We start from the raw sequence: 18,661 nt of genomic DNA, 5'->3' as shown, positions 1-18,661 counted from the left end.
TATGGTGATTCACACCGCAGCGCAAGCTGCACTGTAAACAGCCATTAGCCCCTTGAGTAACAGTTATTTGCATTAGCAGTAACAGTTGTTTCTTGGAGTTAAGGGTTGTTTTCAGGATTGAGCACATAATCAAGGAGGTTTTTCAGTTGGCTAAATTTGAATATAAATTCCCTGAATTGGGCGAAGGCCTGCACGAAGGCGAAATCATCAAGATGCACATCAAAGTCGGTGACAAAGTAACTGACGACGACATCATCATGGAAGTACAGAACGACAAAGCGGTTGTAGAAGTACCTTGTCCGGTTAACGGAACAGTTACAGAAGTATTCGCTAAAGACGGTCAAGTCTGCCACGTTGGTGAAGTTGTAGCGATCATCGATGCAGAAGGCGAACTTCCTGAGCAAGACGACGCTCCTGCTGGCGATCAAGGCGAGCAAGAGAAAGATGCAGCTCAAGGCGGAGCTGACACAAGCGGTTCTTCTGCAGCAGCTTCCAGCTCGGATGCAGCTAAAGAAGGCGGCAACAACAGCGTTCCGGCAGTACCTGCCAAAGACGTTCTGGCAACACCAAGCGTGCGTAAATTTGCTCGCGAACAAGGTGTAGACATCGCTCAGGTTAACGGCACTGGAAACAACGGTAAAGTAACCAAAGAAGATGTTGAATCCTTCAAAAACGGTGGCGTTTCTTCCGCAGCGGCATCTTCCGAAGCTCCGGCTCAAGAAGAGAAAAAATCCGCAGCACCAGCAGCGGCTGCAGCTGATCAACACCTTGAAGAAGAGCGCGTACCATTCAAAGGTATCCGTAAAGCAATCTCTAATGCAATGGTTAAATCGGCTTACACAGCACCTCACGTTACAATCATGGACGAAGTGGACGTAACTGAATTGGTTGCTTTCCGTACTCGCATGAAACCAATTGCAGAGAAAAAAGGAACAAAAGTTACTTATCTGCCATTCATCGTTAAAGCACTGGTTGCGGCTTCCCGCCAATTCCCGGCTCTGAACGCTATGATTGATGAAGAAGCTAACGAAATTGTTTACAAAAAATACTACAACATCGGTATCGCTACAGATACAGACAACGGCTTGATCGTTCCTGTTATCAAAGATGCTGATCGTAAATCCATCTGGATGATTGCTGATTCTATCCGTGATTTGGCTGCTCGTGGTCGTGAGGGTAAATTGAGCGCGAATGAAATGAGAGGAAGCACAATCTCCATCAGTAACATTGGTTCTGCTGGCGGTATGTTCTTCACTCCAATCATCAACTTCCCTGAAGTTGCTATTCTTGGAACAGGACGCATCAGCGAAAAAGCAGTGATCAAAAACGGCGAAGTAGTTGCAGCACCTGTAATGGCTCTTTCCCTGAGCTTTGACCACCGTATCATCGATGGCGCAACAGCACAAAACTTTATGAATTACATTAAACAGCTGCTCGCTAACCCTGAGCTGCTTGTTATGGAGGTGTAAGATATGGTAGTAGGCGACGCTTCTCTCAATATCGACACATTAGTAATTGGTGCGGGTCCTGGCGGCTATGTAGCTGCCATCCGCGCTGCTCAACTGGGCCAAAGCGTATTGATCGTAGACAAATCCGAACTGGGCGGTGTTTGTTTGAACCGTGGATGTATTCCATCCAAAGCCCTGATCTCTGCTGCACACCAATATGAGTCTGCACTTCACGGTGAAGCTTTTGGTATCTCTGCTGAGAACGTAAAAGTGGATTTCAGCAAAACTCAAGAGTTCAAAAACGGCGTTGTTAAGAAAATGACTGGCGGCGTAGCTGGTTTGCTCAAAGGCAACAAAGTTGAAGTTTTCAACGGTGAGTGCATGTTCATCAACGAAAACGAAGCTCGTGTATTCAATGACCACGAGTCTCCACGTTACAAATTTAAAAATGCAATTATTGCAACAGGTTCCCGTCCAATCGAACTGAAACCTTTCCCGTTTGGCGGACGCATTCTGTCTTCGACAGAAGCTCTGAACTTGCCTGAAGTACCAAAAAGCATGATCGTTATCGGTGGCGGATATATCGGTGCTGAGCTTGGTCAAATGTACTCCAAATTCGGTGCAAAAGTAACAATCATCGAAGGTTTGGATACAGTACTGCCAGGTTTCGATAAAGACATGACTAGCCTCGTGGCTAAAAACATGAAGAAAACAGGCATCGAAATCGTAACGGGTGCAAAAGCTGAAAGTGCTGAGCAAACGGATAAAGATGTAACTGTTAAGTACTCTGTAAATGGTGAGTCCAAAGAAGTAACTGCAGATTACCTGCTGGTAACTGTTGGACGTCGTCCAAACACAGATGGAGAACTGGGTCTCGATATGATTGGTGTTGACGTTGACGAGCGTGGATTTGTCAAAGTTGACCACCAAGGTCGTACCAGCATTCCTCACATCTTCGCTATCGGTGACATCGTATCTGGCTTGGCTCTGGCACACAAAGCTTCTTATGAAGGTAAAGTGGCTGCTGAAGCAATCGCAGGACAACCATCTGTAGTTGACTACAAATGTATGCCAGCTGTTGTATTCACAGATCCAGAGTGTTCCAGCGTAGGTTACACTGAGAAAGAAGCTAAAGAAAAAGGTTACAAAGTAAAAGCTGGCAAATTCCCTTATGCGGGTAACGGCCGTGCTGTATCTTTGAACCACGCTGAAGGCTTCGTGAAAATCGTAGCTGACGAAGAAAGCGGCCTTGTATTGGGTTGCCAAATCGTAGGTCTGGAAGCTTCCAACCTGATTGCTGAGCTTGGTTTGGCAATTGAGATGGGCGCTACTTTGGAAGATCTGGCTCTCACAATTCACGCTCACCCAACTTTGGGCGAAATCGTGATGGAAGCTGCGGAATTGGTTATGGGTCACCCGATCCACATCATCTCCCGTTAAGATCATCTAAGCTTCGGATCCGTCCGGCATTATACGTATATCAGAAGAGACGAATGACGTTAACGCGTTATTCGTCTCTTTTTTTGATTGAAATAAGAGCAAAGTTTAAAAAGGTTATGCCTTGATCTGTATAGCTGATTACAATACAACGAATTCCTCATTTGTGGTACACTGTAATAATGATTAGAGTAGTATAACAGTGAGGAGATATCAACATGAAAAACTATCTCGATTTATTGCAGGATATTCTGAACAACGGCGTGCATAAAGGAGACCGTACAGGAACAGGAACACAATCTGTATTTGGCAGACAGCTCCGTTATGATCTCTCCGAAGGATTTCCGCTGGTAACAACCAAACGAATTCATCTCAAATCGGTTATTCATGAACTGTTGTGGTTTTTGAGTGGCGATACCAATATATCTTATTTGAAAGAAAACGGTGTGAAGATCTGGGACGATTGGGCGGACGAAAACGGGGATCTCGGTCCGGTATACGGCTCGCAGTGGCGTACATGGGAAGCACCCAACGGAGAAAAAATTGATCAGATCTCTGCAGTCATTGATTCGATCAAAAATAATCCGGATTCACGCCGTCACCTTGTCAGCGCATGGAATGTGGCTGAGATCAATAATATGAAGCTTCCACCTTGTCATTTTGCGTTTCAGTTTTACGTTGCAGAGGGTAAATTATCATGTATGCTTACGATGCGTTCCGTGGATACGTTCCTCGGATTGCCGTTTAACATCGCGAGTTATGCGCTTTTGACTCATATGATTGCCCAGCAATGTGATCTTGAGGTGGGTGATTTCGTCTGGTCTGGAGGGGATGTCCACATCTACTCCAATCACGTAGATCAGGTTAAAACTCAGCTGGAGCGTGAACCGTATGCTTTACCTAAGCTGGTAATCAAACGTAAGCCGGATTCTATTTTTGATTATAAGTTTGAAGATTTCGAGTTTGAGAACTACCAGCATCATCCGGGCATTAAAGCTCCAATTGCAGTCTAATTATGTGTTCAATCTCGACAAGAGACTTGGATTGAAGGAGTGTATTACCCTTGAGTATTGAATTGGTATGGGCAATGGGGGAGAACGGTGTGATCGGATTAAATAATTCGATTCCATGGCGTTTACCCAAGGATATGGCCTTTTTCAAACAACGTACATTAAACAAAACGATTATCATGGGACGTAACACATGGGAATCTTTTGGCGGTAAGCCGCTTCCTCAGCGTCGAAATATCGTAGTGACAAGAGATCTGAACTACAAGGTGGAACAGGCTGAAATCGTACATTCGATTGAAGAGGGTCTGAGTGTAACCAAAGGTGAGGAACTGTGCGTAATTGGGGGTTCCCAAGTGTATCGTGAATTCCTGCCACTTGCAGATCGTCTTGTGGTGACCAAAATTCATGAGAATTTTGAGGGAGATACGTTTTTCCCTGAAGTGGATTGGTCCGAATGGGAACTGATTGAACAGATTGAAGGCGAACAGGATGAAAAAAATGTTCATGCGTACACATTTGAATTTTACGAACGTAAACGGTAAATGTGGCATAAGAAATTCCTGACTTCGGTCGTATTTGTATGATGAGAGGCGCTGATTGCGAAATATTCGTGAACAGCGTCTTTTCTTTTATAAAAAAAGAGTCACTTGTTTAAATTGGAATACATATAACATTAATGTAACATGATTAATTGGTATTTATGTATAATATACATACGACCAAGCATTAAACAGTAAAAAAGTGTAAAAGTTTTGGGGTTTTAACGTTGTGAAGTCCTAAAACAGGTCTGATATTCGGAATCGAGAACGATTTATAGCAAAATATGTTGGATTTGATGACAAATTATCTGACATTCACTTAACGTTTCGACCTTTTATTTCTTTAACACACACCAGATTTCGCAGTTCAAAACCACATTTAACACCAAAATAAGGGTATTGACCATGGGTAGACTTGAAAGATATGATGTATAAAATACAAATAATTATGCGGATAATCCATTTAATATTCAGCACAGTAAATGCTACTATAATTGAAATATCTTCGAGAAGATTTTGTGATACAATAGACAAAAACTCAAGTAATGAGTAATCCATTTCATATAGAACCATGCACATGAAGGGATTAAGACAAGAACGGATGGGGGAAAACGTAAGATGTCTACACCTACTGGATTTATGGAATACAAACGTCAACTGCCAGCAGATCGTGAGCCAGCGGAGCGGATTAAGGATTGGGAAGAGTTTCATAAACACATGGCTGAAGAAGAGCTCAGAACACAAGGTGCACGATGCATGGATTGTGGTACCCCGTATTGCCATACAGGTATAGATATGATTGGTGGCACGTCAGGTTGCCCCGTGCATAACCTGATTCCGGAATGGAATAATCTTGTATATCGCGGACTGTGGAGAGAAGCACTTGAGCGCCTTCACAAAACGAATAATTTCCCAGAGTTTACAGGTCGCGTCTGTCCAGCTCCTTGCGAAGGATCATGTACAGTTGGCTTAATTGGTCAGCCTGTAACCATCAAAACGATTGAAGAAGCAATTATTGAAAAAGGTTTCGAAGAAGGATGGGTCGTTCCCCAACCTCCTGAAAAACGTACGGGTAAACGTGTAGCTGTAGTAGGCTCAGGTCCAGCGGGATTAGCTACTGCGGCTCAGTTAAATAAAGCAGGACACTCGGTAACCGTATATGAGCGTTCGGACCGTGTCGGCGGATTGCTGATGTACGGTATCCCAACGATGAAATTGGATAAAAAGGTAGTTCAACGTCGTGTTGATCTGCTCGAAGCAGAAGGCATTCAATTCATTACGAACACCGAGATCGGTAAAGATATTGCAGCACAACAACTGGTGGATGAATATGACGCTGTTGTATTGTGCGGTGGTGCAACGAAGCCGCGTGAATTCAATATTGAAGGCAGCGACTTGAAAGGCGTTCATTACGCAATGGATTTCCTGAATGGCAGCATTAAGAGTTATCTGGACTCCAACCTGGAAGATGGTCAATATCTGTCGGCTAAAGATAAAGATATTATTGTAATTGGTGGCGGTGATACAGGATCTGACTGTGTAGCTACATCGCTGCGTCATGGTTGTCGTACCATAACTCAATTCGGTACGCATACACAAGCGCCTATGGAGCGTGATCGCATTAACAACCCTTGGCCGCAATTCCCGAACGTATACACACTTGATTATGCGCAAGAGGAAGCCAAAGCGTTGTTTGGTCAAGATCCGCGTGAGTTCTCCATCATGACAACGAAATTTGTCGGAGACGATGAGGGGAACCTCAAAGAATTGCATACAGTACAGATCGAGCGTATTGTGGATGAGACTGGTCGCAAGATTTATCAGCCGATTCCAGGTACAGAGCGTGTATTCCCGGCTCAGATGGCCATGATTGCCATTGGTTTTGATGGACCGGAACAAACGTTGGTAGAGCAACTGGGACTTGCAACAGATCGTCGTACAAACGTTAAGGCACGTTACGGCAAATACAACACCAATGTGGATAAAGTATTTGCAGCAGGTGACATGCGTCGTGGTCAAAGCTTGGTTGTATGGGCAATTAATGAAGGCCGTGAGGCTGCTCGTGAAGTGGACAAATACTTGATGGGTGCTTCGGTTCTGGTGTAAAAGTATAGAACAAGATATCAATGACAACCTTCGCGATCAGCGAGGGTTGTTTACTGTTATTTTAACCAATTTGACTACATATTTCATGCAAGTGTGAGCAATATCATTGCTTTTCAAGTGAGAAAGATTTATTATTATATTATAATTATTATAAATAAGGATTCAGTGAAACCGAGAATCAGTAAGATAAAAGTAAAATCTAATGAATATAAACCGGAGGTGCGACCTGCTATGGCAAGTAACCGGGACAAGTCCATTTCAGAACAGATCTTTCACATTAAAAATCAATTGGTTGAAAAAGGATATAAGTTAACACAACAACGGGAAGTTACTGTACGAGTGTTGCTTGAACATGAAAAGGATCATTTCAGCGCAGAGGAAGTTTTTCTCCTGGTTAAGGAACAGTTCCCTGAGATTGGATTGGCTACCGTATACCGAACTCTCGAACTGCTGAGTGACCTTCAGGTCGTTGAAAAGATTAATTTTGGTGACGGCGCTGCGCGCTTTGATCTGCGAAGTACAGACGGTTCCCATCACCACCATCATTTGATCTGTACAGAATGTGGTAAAGTGGAAGAGATTATGGAAGATGGGCTGCTTCGTTTGGAACAACAAATCGAGCGTCAGTATGGCTTTGCTGTTACAGATCATCGTCTGGATTTCCAGGGTGTATGCAAAGAGTGCAGACAAAAACATGTATTAAAAGAACAAGCAGCAGGATAATTCATTTCGGGAAGGTGCTCCCGAATCCAAAATCTGATATAATGAGTTTCAGAAGCAAGGGGCTTCCGTCGGCGGAATGCCCCTTTTTGCCGTCATGCGGACGGTGAAGGAGGAGAGATGGACGGATGAAGACACTGGTTATAGCGGAAAAACCCGACATGGGTCGAACCATTGCCGCCGTCATAGAACCAAAGGCCAAGAACAATCGCACGTATCTGGAGGGTGAGCATTACATCATCACTTGGGCGATAGGGCATTTGCTTGGACTGGCTGAACCGGATGCCTATGATACAAAGTACAAACGCTGGAATATAGCGGACCTGCCAATCATACCCGATCAGTTCAAGATTGTACCCAATCCGAGAACAAAAGATCAGCTCAAAATGATTGGAGAACTGGCAAAACGGGCTTCAGCGATCGTTAATGCTTGCGATGCAGGGAGAGAAGGTCAGTACATCTTCGCCCTCATACAACAGCAATTGAAGCTGCGTCAGCCTGTAAAGCGTTTATGGATATCGGATTTGACGGCAGAGAGCATCAGACGTGGTTTTGATGGTCTGAAGGATGCCTCTGAATTTGAAAATTTGACCCATGCTGCTCGTGCAAGAAGTGAAGCCGATTGGCTGATCGGAATGAATGCCTCACGGGCGTTTACAACCCGCCATAATGCATTGTTGTCTGTAGGTCGTGTTCAGACGCCGGTACTCGCGCTAATCTACGATCGTGAAATAGAGATTGAAGCGTTCCAGTCACAGACCTTTTATGAAGTAGCCGCCTGGTTTCGGCAGGAAGGTGTCGAGTACCGGGGACTGCGTCAGGGAGATAAGTTGACCGATGCGGAGGCAGCAGAGGCCATTGCAGCCAGTGTGAAGGGCAAGACAGGGCAGATTACCAAATACGAAGCAAAGCAGACGAAGGAGTATCCGTATCGTTTGTATGACCTGACCCTTTTACAGCGTGAAGCCAATGCCAAGTTCGGATATGGTGCAAAAAAAACACTGGATATTGCACAGGCCTTGTATGAAAAACACAAGGTAATTTCGTATCCGCGGACAAACTCTAACTATGTTACTGAACAGAATATCGAAGGTATGCACAAAACCCTAAACCTGCTTAAAAATGGTACCTATAGTGAGCTTGCGCAAGGGGCCAAGCCAGAGCTTGTTCATAAGAATAATAAAGGGGTATGTAATCCGAGCAGGGTTGAGGATCACCATGCGATCCTACCTACTTTGAAGCGACCAGGTACCTTATCCAAGGATGAGCAGAACATCTATGATTTGATTGTCAGACGATTCTTGTCTCACTTTTATCCTCCGGCGGAGTATAAGCAACATACCGTGCTCACCGAAGTGGAGAAACATCAGTTTAAGACATCTGTCAAAGAGCTGCTGTCCCTCGGATGGAAAGTGGTTCTCGGTTCTGGAGATCAGGAACAGGGCGGTGCAGGCAAGAAGAAGACTAAGAAAAACGGCAATGAGGAAGAGGAAGCTGAAGAGTGGACGGACAAGGCTTTTGCTGTACAACCTGAATTGCCTGTTCAATGTACGAAGAGTGAGTTTAAGGAGAAGGCGACCCAGCCTCCCAAAAGTTATACCGAGGGAACATTGCTGAAAGCGATGGAGAGTGCAGGCAAGCAGATCGAGAATGAAGAGCTGCGAGATGCGATGAAAGATAGTGGTCTGGGTACTCCGGCTACACGTGCGGCTACAATTGAACGCCTCAAAAACGTGGGTTACATTACGCTGCAAGGGAAGAAAATGCAGTTAACGCTCAAAGGCAGAACAGCTATTGAGTTGATTCGCCGTGCGGGTGTAGATCTGTTAACTTCACCTGAGATGACTGGGCAATGGGAAAGAAGATTATATCAGATTTCCAAAGGTGAGGCGGGTCAGGACAAGTTCATGGAGAACGTTAAGAAATTCACCTTGTCCATCATTGAGAAAGTGCGTGTGCAAGCTCCTGCTCCAGCAGATGCTTTTGGAGAAGATTCACGGGCTGGCAGGGGGAAAGGAAAGGGAGCCAGAACCCAGGCCGGGAATACAAGGACATCTGCCAAAACGGTTAGTGGCGGTTCAACTGTAAAAACGTCCCGTCAGACTTCGGCATCTTCATCGAGAGCCGGCAGTGGGAAAAATGCGACCACCAAGGCGCCGTCCTCAAGTGCGAGCCCATCGGGAGTGAGAGAGTTACTGGCACCTTGCCCTTCTCCCGGCTGCACGGGTCAGATTATAGAGGGCAAGAAGGGTTATGGATGCTCACGTTTCAAGGAAGGCTGTTCATTTGTAGTCTGGAAAGAGTATGCGGGCAAAAAAATCACCAGTACGATGTTAAAATCGCTGATTGAGAAGGGGAGTACCCAGGTACTGTCTTTCAAACGAAAAGACGGGAGTACGGTGAAGGCACGGATTATTTTGCAAGATGTGGTAACAGGCAAGTTATCTGGTGAGAAACAGGATGCTTGATCTTAGTCATGATAAAGTAAAAGGACCCTTATCCAAGGGTCCTTTTTTGTTGCTGCTGTTGTATATTTTCGTGTATGACTTTTGGTACCTCTTCCAGTGCAGTGATGGTATACATCGATGTTTCCGGATTAGGTTGAAGTTCTACGATGTTGTATTGCCATTCATTTGGTTGTTTGATATATATGCTGTGAATTCCGGCTTTTACCGCGGGCATAATGTCTGTCCGCAGTGAGTTACCGATCATCCAAGTTGCACGACGATCAAACGGACCGTTAGACAGAATGCCTTCCAGTGCCTCGACGTTTTTGTGTTGTCGGATATAGATCCGATCATCAAAATAAGCCGAGAGTTTCATCTGATCAATCTTGCGCTGCTGAATCACGGTTTCGCCGCCGGTATATAAGTAGAGGGAATGTCCAGCACCTTTGAGGTTCTCAAGCGTTTCAACCATATGAGGGTAGGGTTCAACCTCCTGGTCGTACACACTCATGCCCAACTTGCTCAGATAGGACTCTTCTCTGGGAGAAGTTAATCTGTTGAACTTTCCGGAGAAGTAACGATAGGTATCAATCAGGGATTGCGGGAAATGATGACTTGCAAAACCAAGCTTGTTCACTCCAGTTACATCGATCTCCAGCTGTTTTTCCCGAATCTCTTGCGTTGTCAGAGAATGTCCATCAAACCACTCTTGCATATTCTCAAAGAATTCTCCCAAAATCAGGTTGAAGTACTTGTTGCAATATACGAGTGTATCATCAAGGTCAAACAAAATATGTTGTTTCATTATTTTCATGATCTAACTCACTCCTTGTAGCCAGTAACTCCACAATGGTTCAACTAAATTAAATGCGAATGTAGGATTCCAGGAACATATTCAATTCAGATACGCCATCCGGCCGAATACTGTATTTCTCTTTGCGGTTACTTCCGAGCAGATGGGTCCGTAGCAGACCTGCGATGCGTAGCGCCATCACCTGGTCTTTGACCGTGTCTTCGTCTTTATCCAATTCTTCACACATCTCAGCGAGGGATTTGGGTTCATCCGATACGTAACGAAGCAGGCGAAGTCTTTCGGGATCAGCCAGTGCATGGGTAAAACGTAAAAGGCATGTTGGCGGCTGGTCTTCGTTCTCTTCAGGTGCATCTACGGGATACTGCATAATCATCATCCCCTCATAGAAGCAGTACATATTAATAGGGCGATTGTGCACCGTTGGAAACAGGATAACTTCGTTCAATCCAGGCATTGGTTCAACAAGAACTCCTGCTGTAGCATATTCAATTAGCAGTTCAGGGCCCATTTTGTCAAGCAAAATGCGTTTTTCTTCGGCATCTTCTTCCAGCCACACACGCTGATCTTCGCTCATATTCTGACAGTAGTGTTCATCCCATAGTCGCAATAATGGGACATAACTGTTCCGAATGCGCGTAGACTCTTCTAATGTAAGAGCGGGCAGAAGAGGAGACACACGTGCAAACAGGTCTTCCGCTGTCATTCCGGCAAGCATGTCCAGAAATTCACGATTTTCCTTCGTATCATTTTGATAAGCAGCCCATGCAAACAGGACATCAAAATCATCAAAAGGCCAAGTGGCAGCAGGTGCGAGCGCAGCTCGTACATTGGAACTTAGTTTGCCTTCCACTTCCAGAATCCATTCAGGACCTATATCCAGATGCTGAATCCATTTTTTCGTGACATAAACCAGAAAGCTGTTGAGCATTTCATATATCGGTGAAACATCAATTTTAACATGATAAGCCATATTGTTGCAGAATCCTCCCGTCACATCTAAGTGTACGCAGCGACTTAAGTACTATTATGGCTTGTTTTGCAGGGCGTTGTCCACTATAATGTTCAAGTCCGGGGCAAAGCCCTGATTCAAGAATAGCAGTTTAAAACCATATGTATACCATACAAAAGTCGTCAGCGATGGCGATTTTTCTTTGTGTGCTCGCAGGAGGAATGAATTCGTGTCATCGATTACTCGCCCCAAACTATCACACTCGACAGCCAACTATCTGATTTTGATTACGGTTATTGTGGTAGCTGGAATTAGTCAGGGGCTTTTGCTGCCTGTGCTTTCGATTTTTTTGGAGCAAAAAGGGGTTTCACCAGGTTTAAACGGATTAAACGCTGCTGCATTGTACATTGGCTCTTTTGCCATGACTCTAGTTGCGGAACGACTATTAGGAGCACTCGGGTTCAAAAAACTGATTGTGGGTGGCCTGATATTGGTCATGGTCCCTTTAATACTATTTCCGTATTTACCAGATATTAAAATATGGTTCATATTGCGCCTGATCGTTGGAATAGGAGACAGCGCACTGCATTATGCGGCTCAGCTCTGGGTGCTGCTTGTTACGGCACCTGAAAAGCGTGGTCGCTACATATCGCTATATGGCATGTCCTACGGTCTGGGATTCAGCATTGGTCCGCTGGGAATCAAGCTGCTTGGCTTCGGTGATGCTGTCCCTTTCTGGGTATTGTTCGTATGTATAGCAGCAGTACTTATACTGGTATTAATGAAGCTTCCGAATACGAAACCGGAAAAAGCAGAGCATGGCCAGCTCCCTGAACGGCGCTTCCGTCGTAGTCTGGCATGGGCTTGGTACGCACTGTTACCTGCTCTTTTATACGGATATATGGAGGCTGGCATGAATAGTAACTTCCCCGTGTATGGCCTGCGTATTGGGTTCGACACCGATCAGATTTCGTCGTTGCTTCCCTTTATCGGGATTGGAGGTTTGTTCCTTCAATTGCCTCTGGGGATGTTGAGTGACCGATACGGGCGTAAAAAGATATTGATGTTTGCGGGCATCAGCGGGGGAATCATCTTCATGCTGGTTCCAGTCGCAGGTACGCATTTCTGGTGGACGCTTGTATTGTTAACAATCGCAGGTGGCCTGGTCGGTTCCTTTTTCTCACTGGGCCTGGCCTATGCCGCAGACATTTTGCCTAAAGTGTTGCTGCCTGCAGCTAACGTTGTGGCTTCCTTTCATTTCACGATTGGAAGTATTATTGGACCGAATCTGGGTGGTCAGATGATCAACTGGATTTCACCCGGAAGCATGTTCACCTTGCTCGGAATCATGTATCTTCTTTTCGGCTTGGCAGGTATATTATTTCGTCGTAAACCAGAGTTCGAATCTGTGTTAAAATAGAAGCTGGTGTTCGCATGGAAATTGATGTCCATTTCCGAGTACACTAGTGGTAGGGAAAAACATGGACAAGAGGAGACATCGCGATGATCAGAGTAGAGAACTTGAGTAAATCCGTTGGCGTGGACCGCGTTCCCGTTCTACGGGATATTCGATTTGATATGCAACAAGGTGAGATGATAGCTGTAGTTGGCTCAAGCGGTAGCGGAAAAAGCATGCTGCTCAAATGTCTGGCTATGATGGAGAAATGGGATTCAGGCCGATTTACGGTGGATGGCGCCGAGATTTTGAAAGAAGGCTGGTCCGGAAAACGGAAAATCAAACGGGAATGGGCATACTTGGAACAAAATCCAGAACTATTTCCCAGACGTACGGCTCTTAAAAATGTGTTAATCGGACGATCGGGTCAGACTCCTGTATGGAGAATGGTAACCGGTATGGTACGTTCAGATGATTATATGGGTGCTATGGATTATCTCGAAGGATTGGGATTACTTGATAAAGCACATCAAATAGCAGAGAAGCTCAGTGGTGGCGAGAAGCAGCGTGTTGCTATTGCAAGAGCACTTGCTCATGGTGCCAAAGTGGTTTTGGCCGACGAACCTGTGATTGGTCTTGACCCGCACACAGCAGATTCGGTGCTGGAAACGCTGCGCAAATTATGTGAAGAAGAACGTGCAACAGTCATTGCAGTATTGCCAATTGAACTTGCTGAGAAACATGCCACACGGATCTGGGGATTGGCAGACGGCAAGATTGCTTTTGATATTCGTGGACGAAGACTGACACAGCAAGAAAAAAACCAGATTTAAACTATTGAAAAGAGTGATGAGATTGTTTAATTCACGGTGGGGACGCTTCATTGCAGCAGGAACAATGGCAATTATGCTTGGTTCTGTTCTAAGCGGATGCACAGTCATAAGTGACCCCAAGGGTTTGATGAGAAAACCAATGATGTCCACCGATAAGGAGAAACTGTACAACGTGGTTCAGGTTAAATTGCCGCCAGAGAGTACATTGATTCGTCCCAAGGATATGAATAATACCAGCATGATTCGGGTGGAAGACCTGAATGGGGATGGAACTCGGGAAGCGATTGTTTTTTATGAGACACCAAATGAGAATGTGCGAATCCATGGCATGATTTTGGAAGAGCAGGGAGGCACTTGGGTTAAAAAGCTTACATTTGATGTGCCGGGAAATGAGCTGCAATCCTTTAAAGTATTGGATATTACGAATGACGGAAATCCGGATATTATTCTTGGTGTAAGTCTGCAGGAGCAGAAGGCCCTGACTGCATATTCGTACAAGGGCGGGGCACTGGAGCAGGTCTTGGGTGGAGTTCCGTATAATCAATATATCATTGATGATGCGCAGGGGAACACGCTGGATTTGAGCGGAGATGGTAAGAGTGATTTTGTTATCATTTCGCTGAACAACAGCGGTTTTGCAACGATTGCGTTATATCAGTACGAAGATGGCAGCTTCAAGGAAGTTGATCGGGTGCAGACCGATTATACCGTTAAAGAAGTTTATAATGCTCTGGGCGGAGAGATCGCCAAAGGACAGATGGGCATTGTACTGGATGCCGAGCTGGATGATCGGAGTTCCTTCTCGCAAATTATGTATGTTAAAGATAACAAGTTAGTCAATGCTTTCAAATCACCGGATCAAACGTATAGAGATGACAAAATTTTAAGCGGTGATGTCGATAATGATGGTATTATTGAGTTTGGACTTAAAGAGACTCCAAAAGGTTGGGAGCATTACGTATTTGACTCTCGGTTGTGGTTTTACACCTATTATCAGTGGGATGGCAAAGACAGCAAGAAATTTGTCTCATTCCAATTCCGGGATGATGCTGATTTATTCCATCTAAATCTCAAACCAGAGTGGTACGGTAAGATCACTATTGACACCAAATCGGAGAAGGAAAAATATATTCGATTTAAAATGATTGATACGGACGAAACCGTGGCAGAGATCAAATATTTCACCCTTTCCAAGTGGGAACAGGAGAAGGGTAAAAGCTGGAAGGAAATTACGCGCACCAAAGATCGGGTTATTGCTTCACGGGTAGCACAATCAGAGGCGGGTAAAGATGCACTGAGCAATACTTCTCAGCTGAATAGAAAGGGAGAACTTAATGAGTAAAGTACTTATTCTTGAGGATGAAGAATCCATCCGCAGTTTTATAGTGATTAATTTAAAGAGAAACGGATTCGAAGTGCTTGAAGCGGGTGACGGTCATGAAGCGCTTCGCATACTGCAGACGGTACCGGATATTGATCTGGCTCTGCTGGATGTCATGGTACCAGGTATTGATGGATTCGAGGTGTGTCGACGGATCCGTGAAACCAATGAACGTCTGGGCATCATCTTTTTGACCGCGAAAGTTCAGGAACAGGATAAAGTGTACGCACTCTCCGTTGGTGCAGATGATCACGTTAGCAAGCCTTTCAGCCCAACAGAGTTGATTGCACGTATTCAGTCATTGTTGCGTCGTGTGAACGTGCATCGGGAAACTGCGGCGAAGGTTACGTTCCAGTCTGGGCCATTTTCACTGGACCTGATCTCGAAGCAATTCAAGAAACAAAATGAAGCTATTGAGTTAACTCCAACGGAGTTTTCCTTGATTCAATTTTTCCTGGAAAAAGAAAATACACCGCTCAGCCGCGATGTATTGTTAGATCATGTATGGGGAAAAGAGTACATGGGTGATCCAAAAATTGTGGATGTCAACATTCGTCGTCTACGTCAGAAAATTGAGAACAATCCTTCCGAGCCCGAATACCTGCAGACAGTATGGGGTCACGGGTACAAATGGAAGGGCCGGGAGCAATGATTAAAAAAGGCATTACACGGCAGATCGTACTACATTATTTCTTTGTAGTTTTTCTTGCTCTGCTGTTGGTCGAATTCGTATTTATGTTGGCAGTGCAAAGGTACTATTATGAAAGTATCTACAATACGATTAGTACCCACATTTCCAATTCAAAGGACTTTTTCGAGCCGATCGCTCGTGAGAATAACACGGAAGACGGCAATAATCTGTCCAGATTGATTGTGAATTTGGCATTGTCCAATACTGAACTGGAAATTTTGGATCTGAACGGGCGCGTATTGGCGAGTTCGACTGCTTTTGAATCTGACCGTGCTGTGCTGCAAACCAGTGATATTATGCAAGCTCTGAATGGGGATATGGGACGCTGGATTGGAAGACAACCAGGTACTGGAGAATCCGTCATGGCCGTTTCACACAAGTTTGATCTGGGCGGCGAAAATACTTATGTTATTCGATATCTGACTTCACTCGAAGATGTGAATTCAAAGCTGTTGAATATGGGACTACTCGCCGCTGCGGTCGGTGTTGGCGTGCTTGCCATAGTGTTGATCATCAGTATTGGGATGGCAAATTCCATTGTACGTCCAATCAACAACATCACCGCAGTATCTGCCCAAATGGCCAGAGGACGGCTGGATGTCAGGGTTAAGGGGAATTATAAGCACGAACTGGGCGAATTGGCATCAACACTTAACTTCATGGCGCATGAGATTGTGCGCAGTAATCAGATCAAAGATGATTTTATCTCTTCGATATCACATGAATTAAGAACACCTTTGACCAGTATCAAAGGCTGGAGCGAGACACTGGATTCAGGCGGTTATGATCCGGAAGAAACCCGTATCGGTATGGGTATTATCTCCAAGGAAACCGAACGACTGATTGGACTTGTTGAAGAGATGCTGGATTTCTCCAAATTACAACAGAATCAGATGAAGCTGGTCAAAGGAACAGTCAACATTCGTGAAATTGTACAGGAAACGATGTTGAATGTCTGGGCCAAAGCGGAACAAAAACAGGTCCATCTCAAGTTGGAAACGGACGAGACTCGCGCTTATAATGTCCATGGAGACGGCAACAGACTGAAACAAGTGTTCTTAAACATTGTTGATAATGCGATCAAATTTTCACATGAGAATTCCTGGATCTTCTTGTCGGTCAAAGAGGAGAATGGTCAGATTATTGCAGCTGTTCAGGACACCGGTATCGGAATTAGTGAAGAACACCTAATCAAAGTACGGGACCGCTTCTTCCAGGTAAATCATCAAAATGGGGGAACGGGACTGGGTCTTGCGATTACGCAAGAACTGGTAGAACTGCATGAGGGGACGATCACGATGCAGAGTGAACTTGGATCCGGTACAACCGTTACTGTTACATTACCGGCTGTGTCTGAGGATATGGGTACAGAAGAATCTTTAACTGCGTCTGGTGATGCTGAATTCACAGATGAGCGAACAGCAAGCGATACAAAATCAGATATAGAAAAGTCATAAGATTTTAAAAGATAAGAGACTTTTCTACCTGACGATCGAGCATGTACGCTTTATAACATCGTATCAACAGAAAAAAAGGTGAGCCATCCAAGGCTCACCTTTTTTGCATATTATTATGAAGAAAGTTCACCAGTGCGCAGGCGCCCACTTTTTTCATATACTTCTTTCAACATACGAACAGGTTGTGTACGGACAGCAGGTTTGGCAGAGACGATCTCGTTAGGTCCAACGACCACAATTTCATCCGCCGTACCTTTAACGATTGCACCGTCCTTGATTATTGCCCCTTCACCAATGATGGCGCGTTCGATGTGAACCCCACGGCCTATGCGTGCGTTAGGCATAACGACACTGTCTTTAACCTCAGAGCCTTTACCTACTTCTGCACCGCAGAAGATAACGGAACGTTCTGAACGACCTTCGATTGCACAAGAGTCGTGAATCATGGAAGTAACATGTTCGATCTTTGTATGTCTTGCTTTGTGAGCACTTGGTTTGGAGCGCCAGTCGCGAGTAAACATCGGCCAGTTTTCTTTTTGCAGACTCCAGTCTTCCTCGTTGTGTAACAGATCCATATGTGCATCCCAAAGGCTCTTAACCGTACCTACGTCTTTCCAATAACCATTAAAGTTATAGACAAAGAGGGGATTATTTTCGTTCAACATCTGAGGAATAACATCTTTACCGAAGTCATGGCTGGATTCAGGGTTAGCGGCATCTTCCAAGAGATGGCGTTTCAGATAATCCCATTTGAACATGTAGATGCCCATTGAAGCCAGATTACTCTTTGGTTCAGCCGGTTTCTCGGCAAACTCGGTTACACGCAAATCCGCATCGGCAGCCATAATCCCAAAGCGATGTGCTTCATCCCATGGAACTTCCATAACTGAAATCGTTGCTGAGGCATTATTGGCTTGATGAGCCTCCAACATATCACGATAATTCATATGATAAATATGGTCACCCGACAAAATTAGAACATTTTCGGGGTTTTGTTGGTCAATATATTCGATATTTTTATAAATAGCATCCGCCGTTCCCAAGTATTCGTCATTTCCTGTATGATAAGATGGAAGCAAGGAGATTCCTGCTTCACTAGAGTTGCCATGTCCCCATGGTTCTCCTCCACCGATATGATCGTGTAAAGATTCCGCTTGGTACTGCGTCAATACTCCTACAGTATCGATCCCTGAGTTTACGCAGTTACTGAGAGGAAAATCGATGATCCGGTAGTGCCCGCCAAACGGTACAGCGGGTTTTGCGATACTTGAGGTTAAAGGGGCTAATCGCTTCCCTTCTCCTCCCGCCAACAGCATAGCGATGCAATCTTTATTAAACATAATCGTTTCCCTCCCAAAATATTGTGCATTGTAGTACATCATTAACGCAAAGTAGAGCAAATGAAACGATTGTTACTGTAAAAATTCTGAAAA

The 18,661-nt window shown here is 44.8% G+C and carries 15 protein-coding genes; 12 read left to right on the top strand and 3 right to left on the bottom strand.

Annotated elements, in window-relative coordinates; genetic code table 11:
• The first annotated feature begins 146 nt into the window (after positions 1-146).
• The 7 genes from J2X75_RS10365 to J2X75_RS10335 all read left to right on the top strand — a co-directional run bounded on the left by J2X75_RS10365 (position 147) and on the right by J2X75_RS10335 (position 9,728).
• Entirely contained in the window at positions 147-1,469 is a 1,323-nt protein-coding gene (locus tag J2X75_RS10365) for a dihydrolipoamide acetyltransferase family protein (protein ID WP_310336174.1), read from the top strand.
• 3 nt (positions 1,470-1,472) lie between these two features.
• Positions 1,473-2,888: a dihydrolipoyl dehydrogenase gene (gene lpdA / locus J2X75_RS10360; RefSeq protein ID WP_036613658.1), complete on the top strand. Its 1,416-nt coding sequence runs from the start codon at positions 1,473-1,475 to the stop codon at positions 2,886-2,888.
• 215 nt (positions 2,889-3,103) lie between these two features.
• The gene (gene thyA / locus J2X75_RS10355; protein ID WP_124115256.1) at positions 3,104-3,898 is read left to right on the top strand and encodes a thymidylate synthase; all 795 of its coding nucleotides are present in this window, start codon (positions 3,104-3,106) and stop codon (positions 3,896-3,898) included.
• 50 nt (positions 3,899-3,948) lie between these two features.
• Entirely contained in the window at positions 3,949-4,437 is a 489-nt protein-coding gene (locus J2X75_RS10350) for a dihydrofolate reductase (protein WP_124115255.1), read from the top strand.
• Between the two features lie 615 nt (positions 4,438-5,052).
• The gene (locus tag J2X75_RS10345) at positions 5,053-6,540 is read left to right on the top strand and encodes a glutamate synthase subunit beta (RefSeq protein WP_133385186.1); all 1,488 of its coding nucleotides are present in this window, start codon (positions 5,053-5,055) and stop codon (positions 6,538-6,540) included.
• Between the two features lie 231 nt (positions 6,541-6,771).
• Positions 6,772-7,263 carry a ferric iron uptake transcriptional regulator gene (fur, locus tag J2X75_RS10340; protein ID WP_036613667.1) on the top strand — a complete coding sequence of 164 codons (492 nt, stop codon included), beginning with the start codon at positions 6,772-6,774 and terminating at the stop codon, positions 7,261-7,263.
• A gap of 125 nt (positions 7,264-7,388) precedes the next feature.
• Positions 7,389-9,728 (top strand): type IA DNA topoisomerase, encoded by a 2,340-nt coding sequence (locus J2X75_RS10335; protein ID WP_310336173.1) that lies wholly within the window; start codon positions 7,389-7,391, stop codon positions 9,726-9,728.
• 28 nt (positions 9,729-9,756) lie between these two features.
• On the opposite strand, the gene J2X75_RS10330 is transcribed toward J2X75_RS10335, so the two are convergent.
• Together J2X75_RS10330 and J2X75_RS10325 are read right to left on the bottom strand one after the other, a co-directional pair.
• On the bottom strand, positions 9,757-10,521 hold the full coding sequence (locus J2X75_RS10330; protein WP_091029388.1) for an HAD family hydrolase: 765 nt from the start codon (positions 10,519-10,521) through the stop codon (positions 9,757-9,759).
• A gap of 49 nt (positions 10,522-10,570) precedes the next feature.
• On the bottom strand, positions 10,571-11,491 hold the full coding sequence (locus tag J2X75_RS10325; protein ID WP_124115252.1) for an ArsR/SmtB family transcription factor: 921 nt from the start codon (positions 11,489-11,491) through the stop codon (positions 10,571-10,573).
• A gap of 208 nt (positions 11,492-11,699) precedes the next feature.
• Between J2X75_RS10325 and J2X75_RS10320 the strand changes: the two genes are divergently transcribed.
• The 5 genes from J2X75_RS10320 (at position 11,700) to J2X75_RS10300 (ending at position 17,228) form a co-directional block, all read left to right on the top strand.
• Complete coding sequence (locus tag J2X75_RS10320) at positions 11,700-12,890, top strand: MFS transporter (protein ID WP_307535498.1); 1,191 nt, start codon at positions 11,700-11,702, stop codon at positions 12,888-12,890.
• Between the two features lie 83 nt (positions 12,891-12,973).
• Positions 12,974-13,699 carry a phosphonate ABC transporter ATP-binding protein gene (locus J2X75_RS10315; protein ID WP_091020744.1) on the top strand — a complete coding sequence of 242 codons (726 nt, stop codon included), beginning with the start codon at positions 12,974-12,976 and terminating at the stop codon, positions 13,697-13,699.
• Between the two features lie 22 nt (positions 13,700-13,721).
• Entirely contained in the window at positions 13,722-15,041 is a 1,320-nt protein-coding gene (locus tag J2X75_RS10310; protein WP_105599104.1) for a hypothetical protein, read from the top strand.
• Complete coding sequence (locus J2X75_RS10305; protein WP_017688086.1) at positions 15,034-15,732, top strand: response regulator transcription factor; 699 nt, start codon at positions 15,034-15,036, stop codon at positions 15,730-15,732. The genes J2X75_RS10310 and J2X75_RS10305 overlap by 8 nt, the downstream gene beginning before the upstream one ends.
• Complete coding sequence (locus tag J2X75_RS10300) at positions 15,729-17,228, top strand: sensor histidine kinase (protein WP_310336171.1); 1,500 nt, start codon at positions 15,729-15,731, stop codon at positions 17,226-17,228. Before J2X75_RS10305 ends, J2X75_RS10300 begins: the two co-directional genes overlap by 4 nt.
• A gap of 113 nt (positions 17,229-17,341) precedes the next feature.
• Here the strand turns inward: J2X75_RS10300 and J2X75_RS10295 are convergent, their stop codons facing one another.
• The gene (locus J2X75_RS10295; RefSeq protein WP_310336170.1) at positions 17,342-18,568 is read right to left on the bottom strand and encodes a glucose-1-phosphate adenylyltransferase; all 1,227 of its coding nucleotides are present in this window, start codon (positions 18,566-18,568) and stop codon (positions 17,342-17,344) included.
• Positions 18,569-18,661: the final 93 nt, after the last annotated feature.

Source organism: Paenibacillus sp. 2003, assembly GCF_031455635.1.
GTDB classification, from domain to species: domain Bacteria; phylum Bacillota; class Bacilli; order Paenibacillales; family Paenibacillaceae; genus Paenibacillus; species Paenibacillus amylolyticus_B.
Note: the sequence above shows the minus strand (reverse complement) of the source record. Positions and strands in the feature narration are given on the sequence as shown.